This window comes from Stutzerimonas sp. FeSN7, assembly GCF_030263795.1.
Lineage (GTDB): Bacteria > Pseudomonadota > Gammaproteobacteria > Pseudomonadales > Pseudomonadaceae > Stutzerimonas > Stutzerimonas stutzeri.
The window spans coordinates 4,675,060-4,695,669 of record NZ_JARPMN010000001.1 but is presented as its reverse complement, the minus strand read 5'-3'; the positions used below and the strand labels follow the sequence as shown (position 1 = coordinate 4,695,669).

Here is a 20,610-nt window from a genome sequence, read left to right as displayed (position 1 = left end):
AGCCGGGAACCAACAGCTCTTAGCGCCCTACGCGCCGAGAGGAGCGTACATACCAATCAGCCGAGTTTTCTAATCTTCCGTTTCGAACTCGAGTGCTTTTAGCACGCCAATGAGAGCCTGGTCGCAGCCTTCTGCAATATGGAAAAAATGAGCTCGAAAATTACCGTGGGTAGCACGGGCCTCGCGAATTGCGACCTCTTTTTTCTCATGGGTCGCGTGCCCGCGGATCTCATTGCGAAGCTCATGGAGCTTTTTCATAGGAGCCAGAAGTTGTTTGGCAGCCTCCTCACTCAGAGTGCTTCCAAGCAGAATTTCATGAAGAAGCTTCAGCGAGCGCCACACAGACTCTACTTCTCGCCCTTTTTCTTGGGCGATCTTTCGCAGAGGTTTATCTAGAAAGCCCTCCACCAGCAATTGGTCGAGCGCCAAGATTTCATCTCCCCATTCTTTCGGGAGTCGGTAGCCGGGGCCAGTACGCTATCCATCAGTGCATCGCCTCTCCGGTTCCACCATTCCGGGCTAGCCTTATCCAGCGCTCTCACCTTATTTCTTAAAGAAGTTAAGGGGTCGTAGGTCGTGCACCACTGCCCCTCTATATCCGTCCGATGGGCTCGTGCCGAGATGGATGACTTCGGCCATTCGTTGAATGCCTTCCAGTAGTTTTGCTCTGCAATAGGAAGCTTGGCGAGGTCGCCGATGTAAACGTGGACTTGACCTGCCTCATTTATGTCGTACGACTTGATGTGCCAAGCTCCGCGGCAGGAGATGCTTCGGTCTTCGAGCGTGTCGTCGGGGTCCGCCTTGAAGCGCTGGAGAACCTCGGGCCTAAAGAATGCGGGAGATATCTGCCACGGCAGGTCGCTTTGCTCGAAGTAGCTGACGATATGAAGCGGGCTAGCGGACGTCTCGACATTGCGATCATTTTTGCGGTCGTAAATTTTGAAAACTGCATATTCCCGGTCAGGGTCACCTGGGTTCTACCCCATTAGCACGGACACTTTCGAGTAAGCTCATGCCGAGCTGAAGGAGTGTTCATGAAGCGCAAGAAATACAGCCCCGAGTTCAAGCGGGAAGCCATCGAGTTGGTTCGTCGTTCAGGGGCGAGCTGTCGACAGGTGGCCCTGGAGATTGGTGTGGCTCCGAACCTGCTCACACGCTGGGTTCGAGAGGCACAGCCAGGCGCAGAAAAGGCCTTTCCCGGAACAGGTAGTCCGCGAGATGAGGAGCTGGCCCGCCTCAAGCGTGAGTTGGCCCGGGTGACCAAGGAACGCGATTTTTTAAGAGACGCGGCAGCGTACTTTGCCAAGGAGTCATCGAGCGGTACACGGTGATCCAGCGCTGTCGCAACGAGTACCCGGTACGACTGATGTGCCGTTGCCTGAAGGTTTCTGCTAGTGGCTATTACGCCTGGCAGGATCGCGAGCCAAGCTCACGTGCTCAAGAGAATGCGCGCCTGGTGAGGCGCATTCGTGAGATTCACGAAGACAGCCGTGGTGTGATCGGAGCACCACGCATGCACGAGGATCTGCGCGACGAGGGCGAAACCGTCAGCCTGAACCGCGTTGCTCGCCTGATGGCGGCTGAGCAAATTCAAGGCTGGCCACGCCGGAAGCGGCGTGGCTTTGGAAGAGTGGCCAGCAGCCGTCCAGCAGGCGTGAAAAACCTGCTGGAGCGCGACTTCACCGCGCAGGAACCAGAGCGCAAGTGGGTCACGGACATCACGGAAATCGCCACCCAGGAAGGCAAGCTCTTTCTATGCGTGGTGCTCGACTTGTACAGCAAGCTGGTGATCGGTTGGTCGATGCACCACCGCCAGGATCGGCAGATGGTGATTCGAGCGGTGGAGATGGCGATCTGGCAGCGCCAGGGTGACTGGTCAGTGATCCTGCATTCGGATCGCGGCAGCCAATTCACCAGCGCCGACTACCAGCGCTTTCTGAATCGCAACACGCTGGTTTGCAGCATGAGTGCCGTCGGGCACTGCGGCGACAACGCTGCCTGTGAAGGCTTCTTCGGTCAGCTCAAACGGGAGCGCGTTGTCCATCAGTCATATCGAACTCGTGATGAAGCACGAGCGGATCTTTTCGACTACATCGAGCGGTTTCATAACCCACGAATGCGTCGTAGAGTCGCCCGGCAAGATCTGAAGTTTTCAGCCCTTATCAAACCGTCCGTGGAAATGGGGTAGAACCCCCTTCAAAATCCCTGCACCACGCCTCTTCCTGTTCAGCCAGGGTTGTTTGTGAGCGCACAACCATAGCGCCGTGCATAAAGCTGGCACGAGCGGCTGAACCGCCATGGTAAAAAAGATCCTCCCCATCGCGATGGTAGCGGCTTAGGTCATTCCAGCCGCTGAAGCTACCGCGAACGGTCCGCGTGAAGTCAAACTTGATAACCAGCGCTAGATCCGCGACTGCCATGTAGATGTCCAGATCTTTGCGAAGAATCGTTACGACTTCTCTACCTTCCAACTGCTCATCAATTGGAAGCGTCATAATCCGTATCACATCCTCGATATCCCCATTGCCGTCTAGGCGACAGTAGGCATTCCGCTCGGGGATATAGTGAATGTCTAGGCAGTGGACGAGTTTCTGGCTGACTTCAATTGGAGCCGGGCCTTTGTGCACTCCCGAAAAATATCGCCTTGTGACGAGCGTCTCGCCGCCAGAGAGGGCTGATACCCGGTCATTCGGAAATGGTGGCTCTAGGTATACGCGGTAACCTTCAGCTGCGCTCCAAGACTTTTGAATCTTCCAAGCTGCATCAGTGCAAAGCGACGTATTCTGAAGCGCGTCTCCGTCAACCGGTGTGACGTTAACGGTTGGTACTAGAGCTCCGACGATCAGTACCGCGGGAGCGGATGCATAGATGACGGTCTCATCAGCATGCGCATTCGTGACCAGGTACTGCGAGGCTTGTTCAGCATCCACGTACCAATGATCATCTGGATTCATTGGCGCGGTCGCGAGCGCTATTAGATCCTTGGCTTCAAATCGGCGCATCTTCCCTCTCGCACTACCATTGGTTCGGTAGAGCCTAATCTCCGCTCCGGCGCTGTACAGGTCAATCCCATAAAGGTTCGCAAGGTACCTTGGCTAACCACGGCAACGCTCTACTCTCTGAAGCCAATAGGCCCATGCACAGTCGACAGGCCTTGTCACATGCTGCTGTGTGAGGGTTGACATGAGCGACCGCTAGTACCCGTTTTCTGCGCTTCACGACCGGCTGCAATCGGCCAAAAGCGGTCGTTCGACACCGTCAAATTTCAACCCAAAGCTGTCGCTGGAAATCTAAGGAAACTCTGAAAAAGACTTTCTGATTTGGCAAAATACCGCGACCCCACCCACCGAGTTTCCCGATGAAGCAGATGACCTTCGCCGACGCCGAGTACGCTGGCAAGCGCAAGCAAACCCGCAAGGAGTTGTTCCTGATCGAGATGGATCGGGTGGTGCCGTGGAAGGGCTTGATTGCTTTGATCGAGCCACATTATCCGAAGGGTGAAGGTGGCCGTCCGGCCTACCCGTTGATGGCGATGCTGCGTGTGCATCTGCTGCAGAACTGGTTCGGCTACAGCGATCCAGCGATGGAGGAAGCGCTGTACGAAACCACGATCCTGCGCCAGTTTGCCGGGCTGAACCTGGAGCGCATCCCCGACGAAACCACCATTCTCAACTTCCGCCGCTTGCTGGAGAAACACGAGCTGGCGGCCGGCATCCTCGCTGTCATCAATGGCTATCTGGGCGACCGCGGCCTGTCGCTGCGCCAGGGCACCATCGTCGATGCAACGCTGATCAATGCGCCCAGTTCGACCAAGAACAAGGACGGCAAGCGCGACCCGGAAATGCACCAGACCAAGAAGGGAAACCAGTATTATTTCGGCATGAAGGCCCACATCGGCGCCGATGACGAATCGGGTCTGGTGCACAGCGTAGTGGGCACGGCGGCCAATGTGGCGGATGTCACCCAGGTGGACAAATTGCTGCATGGCGACGAAAACGTGGTCTGCGCCGATGCAGGCTACACCGGTGTCGAAAAGCGGCCCGAGCATGAAGGACGTGAAGTTATCTGGCAGGTGGCGGCACGCCGCAGCACCTACAAAAAACTCGATAAGCGCAGCGTGCTGTACAAAGCCAAGCGCAAGATTGAAAAGGCCAAGGCTCAGGTGCGCGCCAAGGTCGAGCATCCGTTCCGGGTAATCAAGCGCCAGTTCGGTTACACCAAGGTGCGCTTTCGCGGCTTGGCCAAAAACACGGCGCAACTGGTGACACTGTTCGCTCTGTCGAACCTGTGGATGGCGCGCCGACATTTACTGACGAATGCAGGAGAGGTGCGCCTGTAATGCGGGAAATGGCCACCGGAGTGGGGTCCGGGTGGCGAAAACGTAAGAAATACTCGTCGAATTGATTGTTTTTTGGTCATTTGGCGAGTTTAAAAGTTGCGCCAGGTGGTATGCCGGGGAAATACATGGCTACTTCAGACCATCCCTAAAGAAACTCTTTCAGCCAACCTGCAGTTAAGCGCTACGAATTTGCTAAAAAACTTCTATATTCCGGACACTTTATTTGGCTGCAACAAATCAGATGCCACTTTTTTCAACATGAAAGTCTCACGCTGAATGGACTGTCCCATTGAGGTTTCTTGGCGCTGCATGACGGCCAGGTTGTGTGTAATGGCTTCATGAAGATCAATCCAAACGGGACGCATGCCGTTGGCGATCTCATGGCTTTCCATCCTAACCGGCTGCAATTGCGGCGCTACTTCGCATTGGTAGAAGTGCGAGGTCATGTGCATCAGGTCGTACTGCGGCTTCCAATAGGGCCGGTACTCTTCGATGTACCCAAAGTTCTGAACGATTCGAATGTCGCGTGCACCAGTCTCCTCCTCAAGCTCGCGGGTGAGGCCAGCAATGACGTCTTCGCCGGGATCGAGACCGCCACCGGGGAAGCTGAAGTCGTTGTATCGCTCAGTGAACAACAACAGGATCTGTTCATCGCGCAGCACGATGCCGCGAGCGGCATGGCGGCGAAAGACTCTGCCCTGGGTAGATTTGAGTTCGGGGTGGATCAGTTCGGTAATCAGCTGCATGGGTCGTCAAATCAAGCGATTGATGTAGGCCAAGCCCTTAGACACTCGGCATTGCAGGACATAGCCTAAGAGTTGTGGTCGGTTTTGTTCGCGCATTCAATGCACAGTGGCGTTGCGGGGTCGAAACTCAACCTGCCCAAAGCTATGGGCTCGTCGCACTGGGCACAGTAACCATAATGGCCTTCGTCGATACGGCGAAAAGCAGCCTCGATGCGCAAGCGCTCCCGTCTGCCGCGCTCTCGGTTTGCGTCCAGCATGGCTTGCTGTTGAAGGGCATCCATGCGCGAGAGTCGACCCACTTTGCTCTGGTCTAGCTCGACGGAGTCTCGTGACTGTGCGGCGCACTCAAGGCTCTGTAGCTCAGCCAGGCGAGTCTGCAGCAGACCTCGAAAATGTGTCAGGTTGATCTCGTCGCTCATGGTCTGCCCCGATCAATGCAGGAGCAGTAAAGGGGTGCGCGAGGTGCTGAGCATCTTTGTAGTATTGCTGCCAACCAAGAACTCGCGAATCCGGGAGCGGCTGTAGGCCCCCATTACGACCATGTCGATGGCGTGTTCATTCTGGTACGCATGCAGGGTGGGTTCTACTTCGCCGGAGCGAATGGCGATCTGGACATCAAACCCTGCGGCTTTTAGGTTTTCCTTTGCAAGTTTGAGTTGCTCCCACGCGTCGTTGGTGTCTGCGCCAACCATCACCAAGTGGATGGGTAGCCCCTTGAACAATGGACTGCCTGCAATAAGCTGAACGGCTTTATCCATGGTTGGGCGACCGTCGTAGGCCAGCATCACGCTCTCCGGATGCTTGAATGCGTTAGGCGTAACCAGTACCGGGCGACTGAGCGTGCGCAGTACGCTTTCTAAGTGGCTACCGACCTGAGACCCAACGTTTGCGTGATCGCCTTGCTTGCCTATCACCGCTAGGCGGATTTCATCTTCAAGCGCCGCAAGGGATTCAGCGAGATCGCCATGACGCTGTTTAAGTAGTGGGCTGTTAATACCTTTTTCCAATGCACGCTTTTTGGCTGCCTCCAGCATAAGGCGGCCTTCTTCTAGAGCGAGTTTGCTGCGTTGAGCGTCGAGTTCGGCCAACTCTTCCAGTAGGTGTTCGCGGCTGCCGAGACCGATATTGCCGCTTAGGTTGCTGTTGGTTGGATAGCGGTTCTGGTCGAGAACGTGCAGGAATGTCAGGGGGCAATCAAGACGCTGACTGGCCCAAGCAGCGTAATCGCACACGGCGGGTGCAGAGGGAGAACCGTCGATGCATGCCATCACATAGGTCATAGAATTTTCCTTGTATTGGTGCATTGCATAATGGGTGCGAGCCACAAAAGATCAGGAATATTTGGCAGCCCCATGGATCAAACCTACCAGAGGTGCCGAGTAATGGCACCCCGCAATCTCGCCGTTAGATCGCAATACGCGAGTAACCGCCTGTAACCCCCTCTTTACTCAGGACCCATTGCCAGAGCTGGATGTCTCGGGCGCGAAAGGCCCCGGCGCACGACAGCAGGTAGTAGCGCCACATGCGGTAGAAGCGCTCGCCGAGTTCGCTGGCGAACTGCGGCCAGGCCTGTTCGAAGTTTGCGTGCCAGGCCATCAGCGTACGGTCGTAGTCGGCACCAAAGTTATGCAGGTCCTCGACGACAAAGAGGTTATCTACGGCATCACCAATTTGCCCGACTGAGGGTAGATCGCCGTTAGGAAATATGTACTTGTCGATCCAGGGATCCGGGGTGCTATTGCGCATGTTCTTGCCGATGGTGTGCAGAAGAAACAAACCATCGTCGGCCAGGCAGCGGTGCACAACTTCCATAAATACCCGGTGATTCTTGCGCCCTACATGCTCGAACATACCCACGCTGGCAATTCGATCAAATTGGCCTTCAACTTCACGGTAATCCTGCAGGCGAAACTCCAGCGGTAGCCCCGCATAGCGCTCCTTGGCCCAGGCAGCTTGCTCTTTAGAGATGGTTACGCCCGTGCATTCAACCCCGTAGTGCTCTGCAGCAAACCCCATCAAGCTACCCCAACCGCAACCGATATCGAGCAGGCGCATACCGGGTTCGAGTTTGAGCTTGCGACAAATCAGATCCAGTTTGGCTTCTTGTGCTTCCGACAGAGTGGTCGCTTTGTTCCAGTAGCCACAGGTATAGGTCATACGCGGGTCGAGCATAGTTCCGTAAAAGTCGTTGCCTAGGTCATAGTGAACCTCGCCAACCTGCCAGGCACGTTTGAAACTCTGCAGGTTAAGCAGGCGTGTGCGCAAGCCATGAAAAATCAGCCGCAGAGGTTGTACATGCTGATCAAGATGGGCCGCGAGCAACCGATTGAAAAACTCATCAAGCTGTGGCGCATCCCATAGACCTTCAACGTATGCGTCGCCAAGCCCTAGGCTGCCTTGAGCAAATACACGTTCGGGCAGGCCAGGACCATTTAGCTGGATATCCCAGGGGCGGTCACCCCCGATGGATATGTCGGCTTTTTCCAGCAGTTCCAGCATCATGCGATGCAAACTGGAGTCGTTGCGAAGGTGGTTAATGCTGGGCGATTCAGGTACTTCACGCATCAGTAAACTCCTCTTTCTAACCTCACAGGTAGAGGCAGCTAGATCAAAGAGCACCGCATCGGTGTCGCAATGTCACCGCGGAGGGCCCGTGGTAGCGGGCCCCTCAACGGTTCCCGCCAGTTGTTGCGCGGGGATTAATGCAGCATCAGTAGGGGCACTGTGGCCCGACGCAGCATAGTTGTCGTCGTACTGCCGACCAGGAACTGGCGAATCCGCGAGTGGCCGTAAGCGCCCATCACCAGAAGGTTGACGAACTGCTCCCGGCAGTAGCGTTCCAGTTCATCTTCGACATCACCTTGGCAAGTTTTCGCATAGGTGGTGTAACCCGCCTGCTGAAGCTGGCTAGTCGCCCAATCAAGTTGCGCCTGCTGTTCGGCTGAGGCTTCACCTACCATCAGCAAGTGACAATCCAGCCCCTTGAGCAATGGGCTCTGCACCAGTCTTTCAACTACGCGGTGAGCGTTAGCGCTACCGTCGAAGGCGATGAGAAAGGACTGGGGCATAACGAAGTCATTCGGTACCACGAGCACCGGACGATGCAGCGTGCGAATCACACTTTCAACGTGACCACCGATGTGCTGGAAAACATTTCCGCTGTCTTCGCCCTGCCGGCCAATTACCAGCAGACGAGTGTCTTCTTCCATCGCTTTCAGGCTATCGACCAAGCTGCCATGTCGCTGAACGGATTTGGGATGAACGATGCCTAGCTGATCAAGGCGGTGCTTGGCAGCCTCCAACAGGTGCTGACCATGTTCGCGGGCCAGGCGACCACGTTTCTCGTCCAGATCAGCTAGCTCCTGCAGCAGGTGCTCGCGGCTGCCAAGACCAATGCTGCCAGAAAGGTCTGTTGGCGCTTGCACCACATCTTCCAGGATGTGAACCAGCGTCAGCGGGGATGCAAGGCGCACGCTAGCCCAGGCGGAGTAGTCGCATACGGCAGCAGATGATGGTGATCCGTCAATGCAGGCGATGACTGTTGTCATTTGAGTTCCTCTTTGTCTCCATCTTTACGGAGAGCATGAGTAATAGGGTGCCGCCCCTTGTGGGGGCGGCTCTCCGGGAGTCGTGATGGCTTAGTGGGCCATCAGTTTGTCCACGGCATCGGGTTTATCGTGCACGCCAAAGCGGTCGACGATGGTAGCGCTGGCCTCGTTCAGGCCGAGTATTTCGACTTCGGTGCCTTCGCGGCGGAACTTGATCACCACCTTGTCCAAAGCGGCCACGGCGGTGATGTCCCAGAAATGGGCATGGGTCAGGTCGATGGTGACCTTGTCCAAGGCTTCCTTGAAATCGAAGGCGTCGACGAATTTGTCCGCCGAGCTGAAGAACACCTGACCGGTAATTTTGTAGGTGCGACTCATGCCTTCGTCATCGGTAGTGGAGCCGATATGCATGTAGTGGCCGACCTTGTTGGCGAAGAACATCGCCGCTAGCAGCACACCAGCCAGCACGCCATAGGCCAGGTTGTGGGTGGCGACCACCACCACCACAGTGACGACCATAACGATATTGGTCGACAATGGATGCTTCTTCAGGTTACGCAGCGAATCCCAGCTAAAGGTACCGATGGCGACCATGATCATCACGGCGACCAGAGCGGCCATGGGGATTTTGGTCAGCCATTCAGCGAGGAATACCACCATCAACAGCAGGAAAACGCCGGCAGCGAGGGTGGAAAGGCGAGTACGGCCGCCGGATTTAATATTGATAATGGACTGCCCGATCATCGCGCAACCGGCCATGCCGCCAAGCAGGCCAGACGCGATGTTGGCTACGCCCTGACCTTTACACTCACGGTTCTTGTCGCTGTTGGTGTCGGTCAGGTCATCGACGATGGTGGCAGTCATCATCGACTCCAGCAGCCCAACCACGGCAAGCGCGGCGGCATAGGGGAAGATGATTGCCAGAGTCTCGAAGGTCAGCGGTACTTCCGGCCACAGGAAGATTGGCAAGGTGTCCGGTAGCTGCCCCATGTCACCCACGTTACGGATGTCCATGCCGAAGTACATGGCGATGGCCGTCAGGACAACGATGCACACCAATGGCGAGGGAATGATCTTGCCCACCATCGGCACATAGGGGAATAGGTAGATGATGCCAAGGCCGGCCGCCGTCATGGCGTAAACATGCCAGGTGACATTGGTCAACTCAGGCAGCTGAGCCATGAAAATCAGAATAGCCAGCGCGTTGACAAAGCCTGTCACTACCGAGCGTGAAACGAAGCGCATTAAAGAGCCAAGTTTCAGATAACCAGCTGCAATCTGCAGTACACCGGTCAGCAGCGTCGCCGCTAACAGGTACTCCAGGCCATGGTTTTTCACCAGAGTAATCATCAGTAGCGCCATCGCGCCCGTAGCTGCTGTGATCATCCCCGGGCGACCGCCAACAAAGGCAATCACAACAGAGATACAAAATGAGGCGTAAAGACCCACTTTGGGATCAACACCCGCGATGATGGAGAAGGCGATGGCTTCAGGAATAAGCGCCAAGGCAACGACAATGCCGGCGAGCAGGTCGCCGCGTATGTTCGAGAACCAGTCTTGCTTGATTTTCTGCAGCATTGATAAGTCCGTAGGTTAGAGGTGATGAATGGGTTTCTAGCAATAGAGACGCCAGTTCGGGTTAAACGAGATAGATCACTGCCAACAGGCCGGTAGCGCCCATTACCAAGGTATAGGGCAATGCCATTACCACCATGCGACCGTAAGACAGGCGCACCAGGGGTGCGATGGCGGAGGTCAGCAGGAACAGGAAAGCCGCCTGGCCATTGGGTGTGGCCACGCTGGGCAGGTTTGTGCCGGTGTTGATGGCGATAGCCAGGCGTTCGAAGTGCGCCCGGTCGATGGTGCCGGCATCCAGGGCTTGCTTGATCTCGCTGATATAAACGGTGGCCACAAAGACGTTGTCGCTGATCATTGACAGCACACCATTGGCCAGGAAGAACATGCCTGGTTGTTGTTCCACTGGCAGTGCCAGCACTGCGGCGATAATCGGGCTAAACAAGTGTTGTTCGTGAATCACCGCCACGATGGCGAAGAACACCACCAGCAGCGAGGTGAATGGCAAGGCTTCCTGGAAAGCCTTACCAATCTGGTGTTCGTCAGTCACTCCGTTGAATGAGGCGATCAGGATGATCACCAGAAGGCCGATCAAGCCAACTTCAGCGACATGAAAGGCCAGGCCCAGAACAAGCACTATCGCGGCGATCGCCTGGATCACCAGCGCCGCCTGTTGGTTCGGGCCGCGCTTGGCTTTCTCGCTAGTGGCGAACTCTTCTAGTACTTGGCGAACTGGACGAGGCAGTTTGGCGCCGTAACCAAACCACTGGAGCTTTTCCAGCGCCACACAAGTCAGCAACCCAGTGGCCAGAACGGGCATGGATACGGGAGCCATCAGGAGGAAAAAGTCCTTGAAATCCCAGCCTGCCATTTTAGCGATCAACAGATTCTGTGGTTCACCCACCAAGGTGCACACGCCGCCAAGCGCAGTGCCGATGGCACTGTGCATCAGCAGACTACGCAGAAACGCACGGAACTCTTCCAGATCTGCGCGGTGCAACTCGATGACCTCCTTGTCGGTGTTGTGGTTGTGTTCACCATGCTGATAGCCCTTACCTGAGGCGACCTTGTGGTAGACAGAGAAGAATCCCACCGCCACGCTGATGATGACTGCCGTAACAGTCAGCGCATCGAGAAACGCTGATAACAGGGCTGCGGTCATGCTGAAGAGCAGAGCCAACAAATATTTCGAACGAACGCCGACCAGTATTTGGGTGAAGGTCACCAGCAGCAGGTTCTTCATAAAGTAGATGCCGGCCACCATGAACATCAGCAGCAGAATGACCGGAAGGTTGGTTTCGACTTCCGCATACAACGCTTGCGGAGTGGTCATGCCAAGCATTAGAGCTTCCACGGCAAGCAATCCGCCTGGCAATAGTGGATAGCACTTGAGAGCCATGGCCAGGGTGAAGATGAACTCGGCAATCAGCAACCATCCCGTTACCTGTGGGCCGAGTAACCACAGGCAGAGAGGATTGAGCACGAGAAAGGCGACAATAGCCTGCTTGTACCAAGTTGGTGCATGGCCAAGAAAGTTGTGCGCAAAGGCAGCAGTTGTAACTGGGGGCATGAAAGCCTCTTCTAGTCGTCGCGAATGAAAGCGGCGCAACAGCACAACCCTGAACATGCAGGCGAACGGAAACGATCTGACCGAAGTTCAGCTGGGCTGGCAGTAGGAATAAGAAGAACCGTCGTTCGTGGTCGACGGTGCGCGCCAATGGCCTGTGGCGGAGCAGCAACAGGCAGCGGCGCTAGAAAGCGGGCGGGTAACTTATGGCGGCGTAACAGCCGGAATGGAGCAGAAATTTATCATCGCTACGGGATACTTTTGGCATCGAGTCGTTTGGCGGATCGGCATATTAGCAGCTGCGACCGGGTTTTGGGCGCTTTTTTGACCAGATGTTGCAAGCCAGTCCATTTGCAATCTCGTTAGTTCAGGCCTGAACGCCAGGTTTTATGAGGCTTTCAGCCGTATCGATCAACAACCAAAAATAATCTCCGCTGAGCAGCTGTGGTATATCGAATATTGCATCGATGAGCTCACTAGGCCATCATCCGCCACTTGCTGGGGCCCGTCCTTTAGCTATTTCCTTGAATCTGAGTTGAGTTAGACCCTTGTAAGAACCCGCCAAACACTCCTTCGCCATGCCTCCAATCCTTGAGGTCTGTGTCTAGTCGCTTCCTGCTCAAGTGCAGGGTGCGTACGTGTTTGTGTGAATATGGTTTTTTCAATGCGCTCTAAGAAGTTTGGCTTTCTGCCTTCAGCCCTTGCTGTCATTTCCCTTTCTGCTGTCTTTGCCTCCGCTTGGTGGCTACACCCTGATCGCCCTATTTCTGGTTTCGCTGCTTCTGCAGTACCTGGTGAAGTGATCGGCAGTTCATCCGCCCCCTTCTACAACAGCCGCTTCGCGTCCTCAGATCTTGAAGAGTTTGTTCACGCATCATCGGTAGCATCACTGCCCGATGGTGGGCTGATGGCTGTTTGGTTTGCTGGCTCCCGAGAGGGTGCGGCGGATGTCCAGGTTCGCGGCTCACGTTACGACCCCATAACGGCGGAATGGGGTGCCGAGTTAGTTCTAGCCACACGTGAGTCGACTCAGTACGCCATCCAAAAGCACATACGCAAACTGGGTAATCCCGTCATCGCACTGGCCCCAGACAATCGCCTGTGGCTGTTCTATGTCTCGGTTTCGATTGGCGGTTGGGCGGGTAGCGCAATCAATGCCATGCACTCGGATGACTTCGGCGAAAGCTGGTCGCCCCCCAAGCAACTGATCACCACGCCCTTTTTGAATATCAGCACGCTGGTGCGCAACGCTCCGGTGTTCCATAGCGACGGCACCATTGGGCTGCCGGTCTACCACGAGTTTCTTGGCAAATTTGCCGAGTACCTGTACATCAGTGCCTCTGGCGAGGTGCTCGATAAAAGCCGGATCAGTAAGGGCAAGCACTCCTTGCAACCTACCGTGGTGCCCATGGACGAGCACAACGCTATTGCGATGCTGCGCTATGCCGGCGATACCTTTCATAAGGTACTCGCAAGCCGTACGGAGGATGCTGGGCAGACTTGGAGTGAGCCGTATCCGCTTGAGCCCTCGAACCCTAACTCATCCCTTGCAGCGGTAGCCACGCCCAATCATGGCTTGCTGGTGGCCTTGAATGATCTTGAAGATGGGCGCTTTCGCCTTCGCCTGATGGGCACCGACGCCAACCTTGATCTTTGGAAACAGGTTGTCGATCTGGATGAGTCGCCTGATCTTGAGGGCAATCCATTTAGCCCCGAGGCCTATCGGGAAATCATCGGCGATAAGTTTCGCCTTTCCAGTGGGGCGGATCGGCTGAGCCTCGTTGACGAGTTCCTTAACAATCTGGATTACCGCGTGTGCTCAGAGCACGGCTGCGATTTTGAGTATGAGTATCCTTACTTTATCAAGAGCGCCGACGGCCTGTACCACTTGGTTTATTCGTGGAACAACACTTTTATCAAACACGTCAGCTTCAATGATGCCTGGCTAGAGGAGCAACTCTAATGCTTGATCTTTGGCAAGCGCATCTGACCTTTGCGCTACTCGCGTTCGTGCTTATTCCGGGATTTGGTCTCAGTCCGGGTCTGCAGGTAGTTCGCCTGATCGTGCTGCTAGCAATCAGTTTCATCCCCGTAGACGGGCTCTCACTGGCGGCCTACATGCGTAGCTTTACGGACGATGTGGCGATCACTTCGCTGGTGGCCCTGGCATTTGTCACCGCAGTACGGATGGGGCTGGCAGCACGACTGCAACATACAACTTGCTTGCAGGTGCTGATCGTAATGGCAGCGCTGGCACTCTTCCTGTACCCGGCGACGATGGGGCTGACCTACTTTGACCCCTATCGACTCGGCTACAACCCACGCCCGTTGATAGTGGTGGTCGGCGTGGTAACCCTGGCGCTGCTGGTGATGCGCAATTGGTTGGGTGCCTGCATGCTCGGCCTGGCTACCTTGGCCTTTAGCCTGGGTCTTAAGCCTTCTCCGAATTACTGGGATTACCTGCTCGATCCGTTTATCGCCCTGTACTGCTGGGGGGCGCTGATCGGTTACGTCGCGAAGAAGATCGTGCGCTGGCCGTCTGCACAGCGCGAGGCGAAATTGCCAATCCGCCTCTGATGGCAAGGCATCACGGTTTTTTGATGATTCGATAATTTAAGGGTTAGATGATGGGTTGGCTTCACTCGCGGCGCTTGCACTACTGGTTTGGTGCAGTAGCGATTCTCTTCGTGGCGCTGGCAGCATTGCGTGGGTTGTTCTTTCTAGGCTTCTCGGGCTTTGCAGCCAGCGCGCTCGGCGAAGTTGAGGCGGTGCCGGAAACGCTCGGTATCGGGCTGCGCTTTGACCTGCGCCTGGCCATCTTACTGATGTTGCCCGTTGCTCTGCTGGCGTGGTTACCGGTATGGAACCTGACGCGTTCGCGTGCCATTCGCTGGCTGGCACGGTTGTATCTTGCCTTGGCGCTGAGTGCGGTGCTGCTGGTTTACATTATCGACTTCGGCCACTACGCGTACCTGGGGGTGCGCATCAATGCCACAGTGCTGCGCTTCCTTGAAGACGCACAGATCTCCACCGACATGGTCTGGCAGACCTATCCAGTGGTGTGGATTACCCTCGGATGGGCAGCTGCGACCACTCTGGTTTGGTGGCTGCTGCTGCGCCTGGAACGGGTGACCCTAGACCGCCCCGCCAAGCGAATCAGCCGGCTCTCGCTGACTTGGGGCAGCGCGCTGATGGTCGTGCTGGTCTTCCTCGGCATTCTCGGTCGCGTTGAGAACATCAACCTGGAAAACCCAGTACCGCTGCGCTGGAGCGACGCCTTCTTCTCCGGGGACAACCAGATATCCGCGCTCGGCCTGAATCCGGTGATCTTCCTCTACGACACCCTGAGGGTGCCAAACGAACCCTACGACCGAGATCAGGTAGCGGAGCATTACGACGTCGTCAGCCGCTATCTGGGGGTCGATCAGCCTGATGCGCAGAGTCTGAATTTCATCCGAGAACAAGCACCGCAACCCTATGCGATTGCAGGCAGTCAGCGCCCGAACGTGGTGTTCGTCATGCTCGAATCCCTGGGCACCAGCGCAGTGGGGGCTTACGGTAATCCGCTGAACCCAACCCCGAATATTGATCGGCTTGCCAAGCAGAGTTTGTTCTTCAAAAACTTCTATGTGCCCGTTACCGGCACGGCGAAAACCGTCTGGGCCAGCATCTCTGGTGTACCCGACGTATCACGCGCGGAGACGTCCACGCGTAACCCGCTGATCACTCGCCAACATACTCTGATCAATGCGTTGCAGGGCTATGAAAAGTTTTACATGATCGGCGGCAATTCCGGCTGGGCCAACATGAATGCCCTGATTCGTCAGAGCATTGACGATGTCCAGCTGTACGAAGAGCGTCATTGGACATCGCCAATGGTTGATGTTTGGGGTGTCTCAGACCTCGACCTGTTCAAGGAGAGCGACCGCATTCTGCGTCAGCAAGCAGATGGCAAACCCTTCTTTGCCTATATCCAAACTGCTGGCAACCATAGGCCCTTTACCATCCCCAAAGAAAATGACGGTTTTGAGTTGCTCGATCTACCGCTGGAGACCGTGCAGAACGCAGGCTCGCGTAGCGTCGCTCAATACAACGCCGTGCGACTGTTGGACTTCAATATAGGACGCCTGATGGATATCGCCAAAGAGGGTGGTTGGTACGACAACACCATCTTCGTCATGTTTGGCGACCACAACACCCGCATTAGTCAGATCCCCCATATGCCGCCTGCGTTCGAGAAACTGGGCCTGGAGAGCAACCACGTACCGCTGTTGATTCATGCGCCCAAGCTGCTGGAGCCGCGAGTGATCGAGGAAGCCGTGGGCTTGGTCGATCTGCTGCCTAGCGTGCTCGGAATGGCCGGTATGGAGTTTCGCAACGGTGCGCTGGGTCGCGATATCCAGCAGCCGGCTGCAGAGGGCGAACGCGTAGTGCCGCTGGTACTGCAGGAAGGTACTTTCCCTCTGATTGGTGGCGTGACCAAAGACTTCCTGCTGCAAATGCAGCACGACGGTAGTAAGCCGACACTGCATGACCTGGCCTCACAGACCCCGCTCGATGATGTCGCCGAGCAGCACCCAGAAGAGTTTCGCCGCTTGGCCGAGCTGACGCGTGGGCTGCACGAAACCTCGCGGCTGATGCTTTACCAGAACGTCAGAACGGATTAAAGGTGCGCCGGGAATGGTTCCCGGCTTTCCGAAACTGTCTCCGGACTATTGAGGTCGCCTAAGCGTCCGCTTTTGGCCGGAAGCGGGCAGCGTAAATCAGGCGCCCAGAACGGATTCTATAATCACTCTATAATTGACTATAAAAGCCTATAATGCCCACTCTAGAGCGTTCTAGCCCCTTCATTGCGAAGCTGGAAAATTCCTTGCTCTAATGGTGCACCTACGGGGGCTGGCAGGCCTATTCAACCTCACCGGTGTGCGGCGGCCGAATACCAGCCATTCGATAGTGTGCCGAGCGGGTGGGTAATAGAGCAGGTCACTTTGAACCGAAACAGGGGCAGCGCCACAGGCCCCTCACTCACCGCTGCTTTTTTCCAGTTGCCCAGCTACAGCCTTATTCCGATAGTATGCAGTACCTCCCAGAACCCGGTTGAAGCCAGGAGGTCCCTGCCAATCCCTTGGTACACCAGTGGACTTAAGCAGGTTTTCTGAGTCCACGCCGTTTCTTAAAAACTCCTCCAAGTCCCACTCAAAAAAACTGACGAGGGTTTGAAAAATAGTGTTCGACACGCTGGAAACCAGACCCAGGCTTCCAGTGTTCATCGGAAGTTTTAGCCTCTTCATATCGGCAAGAGCACAAATTAGCCTTCTCAATCGAAAGTGCCAAACAGACTCCATGAGGAGTTCAGCCTGCTGAGAAGCCAAGGGGAATCTACGTTTACGTAATTTTGGGCAGGGAGGTAAACGCACGGGTAGGAGTTTCTGCAGATTACTGAGATTAACCCGCTTCTGTCCTTTGGAAATTCGATAAAGATCCTCAGCACCCGCTAGAAGAACGGCAGCAAACGCGCTGTCTCGGGGATCGCTAACCTCCTCGACTACTTCAGGTACGTGCTTTGGCGTACTGAGCTTCTCCATCAACCATGCGTTGTCGTGCTCCGTAAGCCAGCGGGTGGCTTGGTAAGCGTTATCCCAGAGATACCCCAAATCGACATTCGCTCGTACAGCCAAGATCGTGTCTATTTTCTGACGATGCTGCGCCTTCCTACCAAGCTGAGGCTTTTCCAACTTTAAACGTGATTTTGCACCTGCCGCGTGCTGAATAATGAGTTCTTTCTGCAAGGCGGCCTCAAAGTCATCCGCGCTCCCAAATAAATGCTGCGCAATGATCATATGCCGGGCGAGGGGCATATCCATCTGGCCATTGTAAAAGCTAAACCGTATCCATTGCTCGTGTTTACCTGCCTCATAAGCTTTGTCCATTCGAGACAGAGCTTCATCTCCATATTTCGTGCGGATACTGTCAAATAATTTCGCAGTACCGATGAGGTTTCCGTGTACGAAACCTCGCTTTCTGCATTGTCGTACATAACTTGCGCCTAACGTTTCACAACTCATTAGCGGAAACTTACGCTGCAGTACTTCGTAGGCGAACTGCGCAAAATTCTTTTCTAGCACAGAGCCCTTCTTAACTGTCGCAGGATCGAGAGCGCTCCAGCCGCATACACACGGATCAGTCGGATTTGGAAGTAGCCGAAGCTTACGGAAGAACGGGTGAGAGCATTTGGGGCACGCGTGCATCAGCGGCTCACCATGACGCCAGCAGACTGACACACCAGGCAAATGGTGTGAGCGATGCCAGTATGCGTACCCCGTTTCAAGCAGATCCTGCTGCACACAGGTGGAGCAGAGCTTAGCCTTCCCGTGGACCGCACCCTCTCGGCGGGGAATACGAGCCACCCCAAATAAACTGGAGCCTGCTGGGGCATTCTCCACCCCTTGGCTGACCCCTAGAAAGGGCCTGTAAGCTGGAAACATCGTATTGGTACAGATCAGCTCGTCGAGATTGCTTTCTGGATCACCAGGTAGTCTGGCAGCAAGCACTTCAATCTGCTTTGGCAGGAGCCCTACGCTGAAGGGTGCCGAGCCAAACAGGTCTTGGAAGGTTTCAGCTGCAGTCCTGTTACCTGAAAGGAAGTGGTAGCGCGTGATACGAGAATGCAACATCTCGTCCGGCATGGACATGGGGAAAAATAGCAGATCAGACATCGATAATTAACTAACGAGATAATGTTTGGAAGTACACGCATTCTGCGACGCGGCGTATTTTTAACACATAACATAAGGTTTTACAGAGTAAGTATATTAAAAGCACACGAAAATATGGCGAACAGGAGCCACACCAATTTTGCACTCTCACACTTTTTTGCGAAAAGCAGTTAACTCAGGTTTGCACCAGCAATATCACGAGCCACACCCTAATGAGGGTCTTACGAAGGCTCACACTTTCTTAAAAATATGTACGAAGAAAAGTGAAACAGTGCCGCGCAGTGGTGCACGTGACTACGGTCTGATGCAAGCAGTCCGATACAATGCTGACCGGGTTACGCTTCGCTGCTCGTCTGCCAGCTTCTCCTTGGCCCATTGCAGGCGACGAACGTGAAACTCCTCAATAGACTCGCACGTCTGCTCCAGTGCTCTGGCGCAAAGGGGTAGCTTGGAGAGTTGTTTCTCAAGGCGTGAAAGGACATGCAGCTCTCGCCCTATCCTAGCGCGAGAGATCAAAATAGGCTTTCCCGATCCTGCTCGAAGGCGCTGCGCACAGCACCTGATCTGTTCAGCAAGATTCGCGTCGAGAGTAGCGAATGTATCGGTGTTATCAGCGCGGCTTGTATGAGCACCTGCATGTTTGGCGATGCAGCCTGAGAGCCAGTTTCGATCATGGCGATACAGCCACATGTAATCTTTGCATTGGTGAGCTTGCAGGCCCCGATATTCAACCTCGAAAGTTGCTCGGCGCCTGAGGCGCTTGCTTTGAAATCTTGCGTCTTTCCAGACCTGCGAGCCGCCATCGACGGCACGAATGGTTCGATACACATACACTTGGGAGACTCCAAGCACAGAGGCGATCTGCCGAGCCTCGCACCCTGCAAGTGCTAGCTCCCAAACAGCAGCAGGTAAGCCTTCTAGCCCCTCTAGCAGGGCCTTAGAAAGTTTCGCTTTTGGGTAGCCGACACCAGTTGGCGATGATCGCTTAAGGATGGTCTGAAGTAGTCGAGTTTTTCTGACTGACTTCAGGCACTGCTGATTTTAAAGCGGGATAATGATCAAAAAACGATCAAGTCGCCGGCTCAATTCGATGCTTGAGCCGCTGCGAGCACCTCGCAGCGGCTATGCCTCGCATTACAGGCGCACCTCTCCTGCAGAGGTCAGTAAATGTCGGCGAGCCATCCACAGATTCGATAGCGCAAACAGCGTAACCATCTGCGACGTATTCTTCGCCAGGCCTCGGAAGCGCACCTTGGTGTAGCCAAACTGACGCTTGATCACCCGGAACGGGTGCTCGACCTTGGCGCGCACCTGGGCTTTGGCCTTCTCGATCTTGCGCTTGGCTTTGTACAGCGCGCTGCGCTTATCCAGCTTCTTGTAAGTGCTGCGGCGGGCCGCGATCTGCCAGATGACTTCGCGGCCTTCATGTTCGGGACGCTTCTCGACGCCGGTGTAACCGGCGTCTGCGCCGACCATGTTCTCCTCGCCGTGCAGCAGCTTATCGACCTGGGTGACATCCGCGACATTGGCTGCCGTGACCACCACGCTGTGCACCAAACCCGATTCATCGTCGACACCTATGTGTGCCTTGGCCCCGAAGTAATACTGGTTGCCCTTCTTGGTCTGATGCATCTCTGGGTCGCGTTTGCCGTCCTTGTTCTTGGTCGAGCTCGGTGCATTGATCAATGTGGCATCGACAATGGTGCCTTGGCGCAGCGACAGGCCACGGTCACCCAGGTAGCCATTGATAACTGCCAGGATGCCAGCAGCCAGTTCGTGTTTCTCCAGCAGGCGACGGAAGTTGAGGATGGTGGTTTCGTCGGGGATACGCTCCAGGCTCAGCCCCGCGAACTGCCGCAGGATGGTGGTCTCGTACAGTGCCTCTTCCATCGCCGGATCGCTGTAGCCAAACCAGTTCTGCATCAAATGAACCCGCAGCATCGCCATCAGCGGATAGGCCGGACGTCCGCCTTCACCCTTGGGGTAGTGGGGCTCGATCAAGGCAACCAAACCCTTCCATGGCACTACCCGATCCATTTCGATCAAGAACAACTCTTTGCGGGTCTGCTTGCGCTTGCCGGCGTACTCGGCGTCGGAGAAAGTCATCTGCTTCATCGGG

The 20,610-nt window shown here is 55.4% G+C and carries 17 protein-coding genes; 5 read left to right on the top strand and 12 right to left on the bottom strand.

The genetic code is table 11. The annotated features are described in order from the left end of the window. Window positions 1-69: 69 nt before the first annotated feature. The gene (locus tag P5703_RS22335) at window positions 70-429 is read right to left on the bottom strand and encodes a hypothetical protein (protein ID WP_230964106.1); all 360 of its coding nucleotides are present in this window, start codon (window positions 427-429) and stop codon (window positions 70-72) included. A gap of 605 nt (window positions 430-1,034) precedes the next feature. On the opposite strand from P5703_RS22335, the gene P5703_RS22330 reads away from it, so the two are divergent. After that, window positions 1,035-2,188 (top strand): IS3 family transposase gene (locus P5703_RS22330; protein ID WP_134461455.1). Its coding sequence is split into 2 segments (ribosomal slippage): window positions 1,035-1,281 and window positions 1,281-2,188, totalling 1,155 coding nucleotides; the frame shifts between segments, so codons are not numbered across the junction. Here the strand turns inward: P5703_RS22330 and P5703_RS22325 are convergent. Further along, a complete protein-coding gene (locus P5703_RS22325; protein WP_285589886.1) occupies window positions 2,163-3,002 on the bottom strand; it encodes a hypothetical protein in 840 nt (279 codons plus the stop codon). The two genes, P5703_RS22330 and P5703_RS22325, sit on opposite strands and share 26 nt — an antisense overlap. Before the next feature lie 356 nt (window positions 3,003-3,358). On the opposite strand from P5703_RS22325, the gene P5703_RS22320 reads away from it, so the two are divergent. Further along, window positions 3,359-4,339: an IS5-like element IS1384 family transposase gene (locus P5703_RS22320; protein ID WP_010466230.1), complete on the top strand. Its 981-nt coding sequence runs from the start codon at window positions 3,359-3,361 to the stop codon at window positions 4,337-4,339. A gap of 203 nt (window positions 4,340-4,542) precedes the next feature. Here P5703_RS22320 and P5703_RS22315 read toward each other — a convergent pair whose 3' ends face one another. From P5703_RS22315 to nhaB, 7 genes are all read right to left on the bottom strand, one after another. Beyond that, complete coding sequence (locus P5703_RS22315; RefSeq protein ID WP_285589885.1) at window positions 4,543-5,085, bottom strand: NUDIX hydrolase; 543 nt, start codon at window positions 5,083-5,085, stop codon at window positions 4,543-4,545. A 65-nt stretch (window positions 5,086-5,150) separates the two neighbouring features. Further along, window positions 5,151-5,504, bottom strand: a complete 354-nt coding sequence (locus P5703_RS22310; protein ID WP_285589882.1) for a TraR/DksA family transcriptional regulator — start codon at window positions 5,502-5,504, stop codon at window positions 5,151-5,153. Window positions 5,505-5,516: 12 nt separating this feature from the next. After that, window positions 5,517-6,365, bottom strand: a complete 849-nt coding sequence (locus P5703_RS22305; RefSeq protein ID WP_285589880.1) for a universal stress protein — start codon at window positions 6,363-6,365, stop codon at window positions 5,517-5,519. A 124-nt stretch (window positions 6,366-6,489) separates the two neighbouring features. Then, window positions 6,490-7,650, bottom strand: a complete 1,161-nt coding sequence (gene cfa / locus P5703_RS22300) for a cyclopropane fatty acyl phospholipid synthase (RefSeq protein ID WP_285589878.1) — start codon at window positions 7,648-7,650, stop codon at window positions 6,490-6,492. A gap of 134 nt (window positions 7,651-7,784) precedes the next feature. After that, window positions 7,785-8,633: a universal stress protein gene (locus tag P5703_RS22295; RefSeq protein ID WP_285589875.1), complete on the bottom strand. Its 849-nt coding sequence runs from the start codon at window positions 8,631-8,633 to the stop codon at window positions 7,785-7,787. A gap of 90 nt (window positions 8,634-8,723) precedes the next feature. After that, window positions 8,724-10,211 carry a SulP family inorganic anion transporter gene (locus P5703_RS22290; protein WP_285589871.1) on the bottom strand — a complete coding sequence of 496 codons (1,488 nt, stop codon included), beginning with the start codon at window positions 10,209-10,211 and terminating at the stop codon, window positions 8,724-8,726. Window positions 10,212-10,272: 61 nt separating this feature from the next. Further along, window positions 10,273-11,778, bottom strand: a complete 1,506-nt coding sequence (nhaB, locus tag P5703_RS22285) for a sodium/proton antiporter NhaB (protein WP_285589868.1) — start codon at window positions 11,776-11,778, stop codon at window positions 10,273-10,275. A gap of 661 nt (window positions 11,779-12,439) precedes the next feature. Between nhaB and P5703_RS22280 the strand changes: the two genes are divergently transcribed. The 3 genes from P5703_RS22280 to P5703_RS22270 are packed head-to-tail and all read left to right on the top strand — an operon-like array spanning window position 12,440 to window position 16,442. Then, window positions 12,440-13,738, top strand: a complete 1,299-nt coding sequence (locus tag P5703_RS22280; protein ID WP_285589865.1) for a sialidase family protein — start codon at window positions 12,440-12,442, stop codon at window positions 13,736-13,738. Beyond that, window positions 13,738-14,352, top strand: coding sequence for a hypothetical protein (locus tag P5703_RS22275; RefSeq protein WP_285589862.1), 615 nt, complete (start codon window positions 13,738-13,740; stop codon window positions 14,350-14,352). Before P5703_RS22280 ends, P5703_RS22275 begins: the two co-directional genes overlap by 1 nt. Before the next feature lie 50 nt (window positions 14,353-14,402). Next, window positions 14,403-16,442 carry an LTA synthase family protein gene (locus P5703_RS22270; protein WP_285589860.1) on the top strand — a complete coding sequence of 680 codons (2,040 nt, stop codon included), beginning with the start codon at window positions 14,403-14,405 and terminating at the stop codon, window positions 16,440-16,442. A 354-nt stretch (window positions 16,443-16,796) separates the two neighbouring features. Here the strand turns inward: P5703_RS22270 and P5703_RS22265 are convergent, their stop codons facing one another. The 3 genes from P5703_RS22265 to P5703_RS22255 form a co-directional block, all read right to left on the bottom strand. Then, window positions 16,797-18,491 carry a TniQ family protein gene (locus P5703_RS22265; RefSeq protein WP_285589858.1) on the bottom strand — a complete coding sequence of 565 codons (1,695 nt, stop codon included), beginning with the start codon at window positions 18,489-18,491 and terminating at the stop codon, window positions 16,797-16,799. 294 nt (window positions 18,492-18,785) lie between these two features. Beyond that, the gene (locus P5703_RS22260) at window positions 18,786-19,424 is read right to left on the bottom strand and encodes a TnsD family Tn7-like transposition protein (protein WP_285590263.1); all 639 of its coding nucleotides are present in this window, start codon (window positions 19,422-19,424) and stop codon (window positions 18,786-18,788) included. A gap of 201 nt (window positions 19,425-19,625) precedes the next feature. Then, on the bottom strand, window positions 19,626-20,606 hold the full coding sequence (locus P5703_RS22255) for an IS5-like element ISPa52 family transposase (protein ID WP_021209969.1): 981 nt from the start codon (window positions 20,604-20,606) through the stop codon (window positions 19,626-19,628). Between the last annotated feature and the right edge of the window lie 4 nt (window positions 20,607-20,610).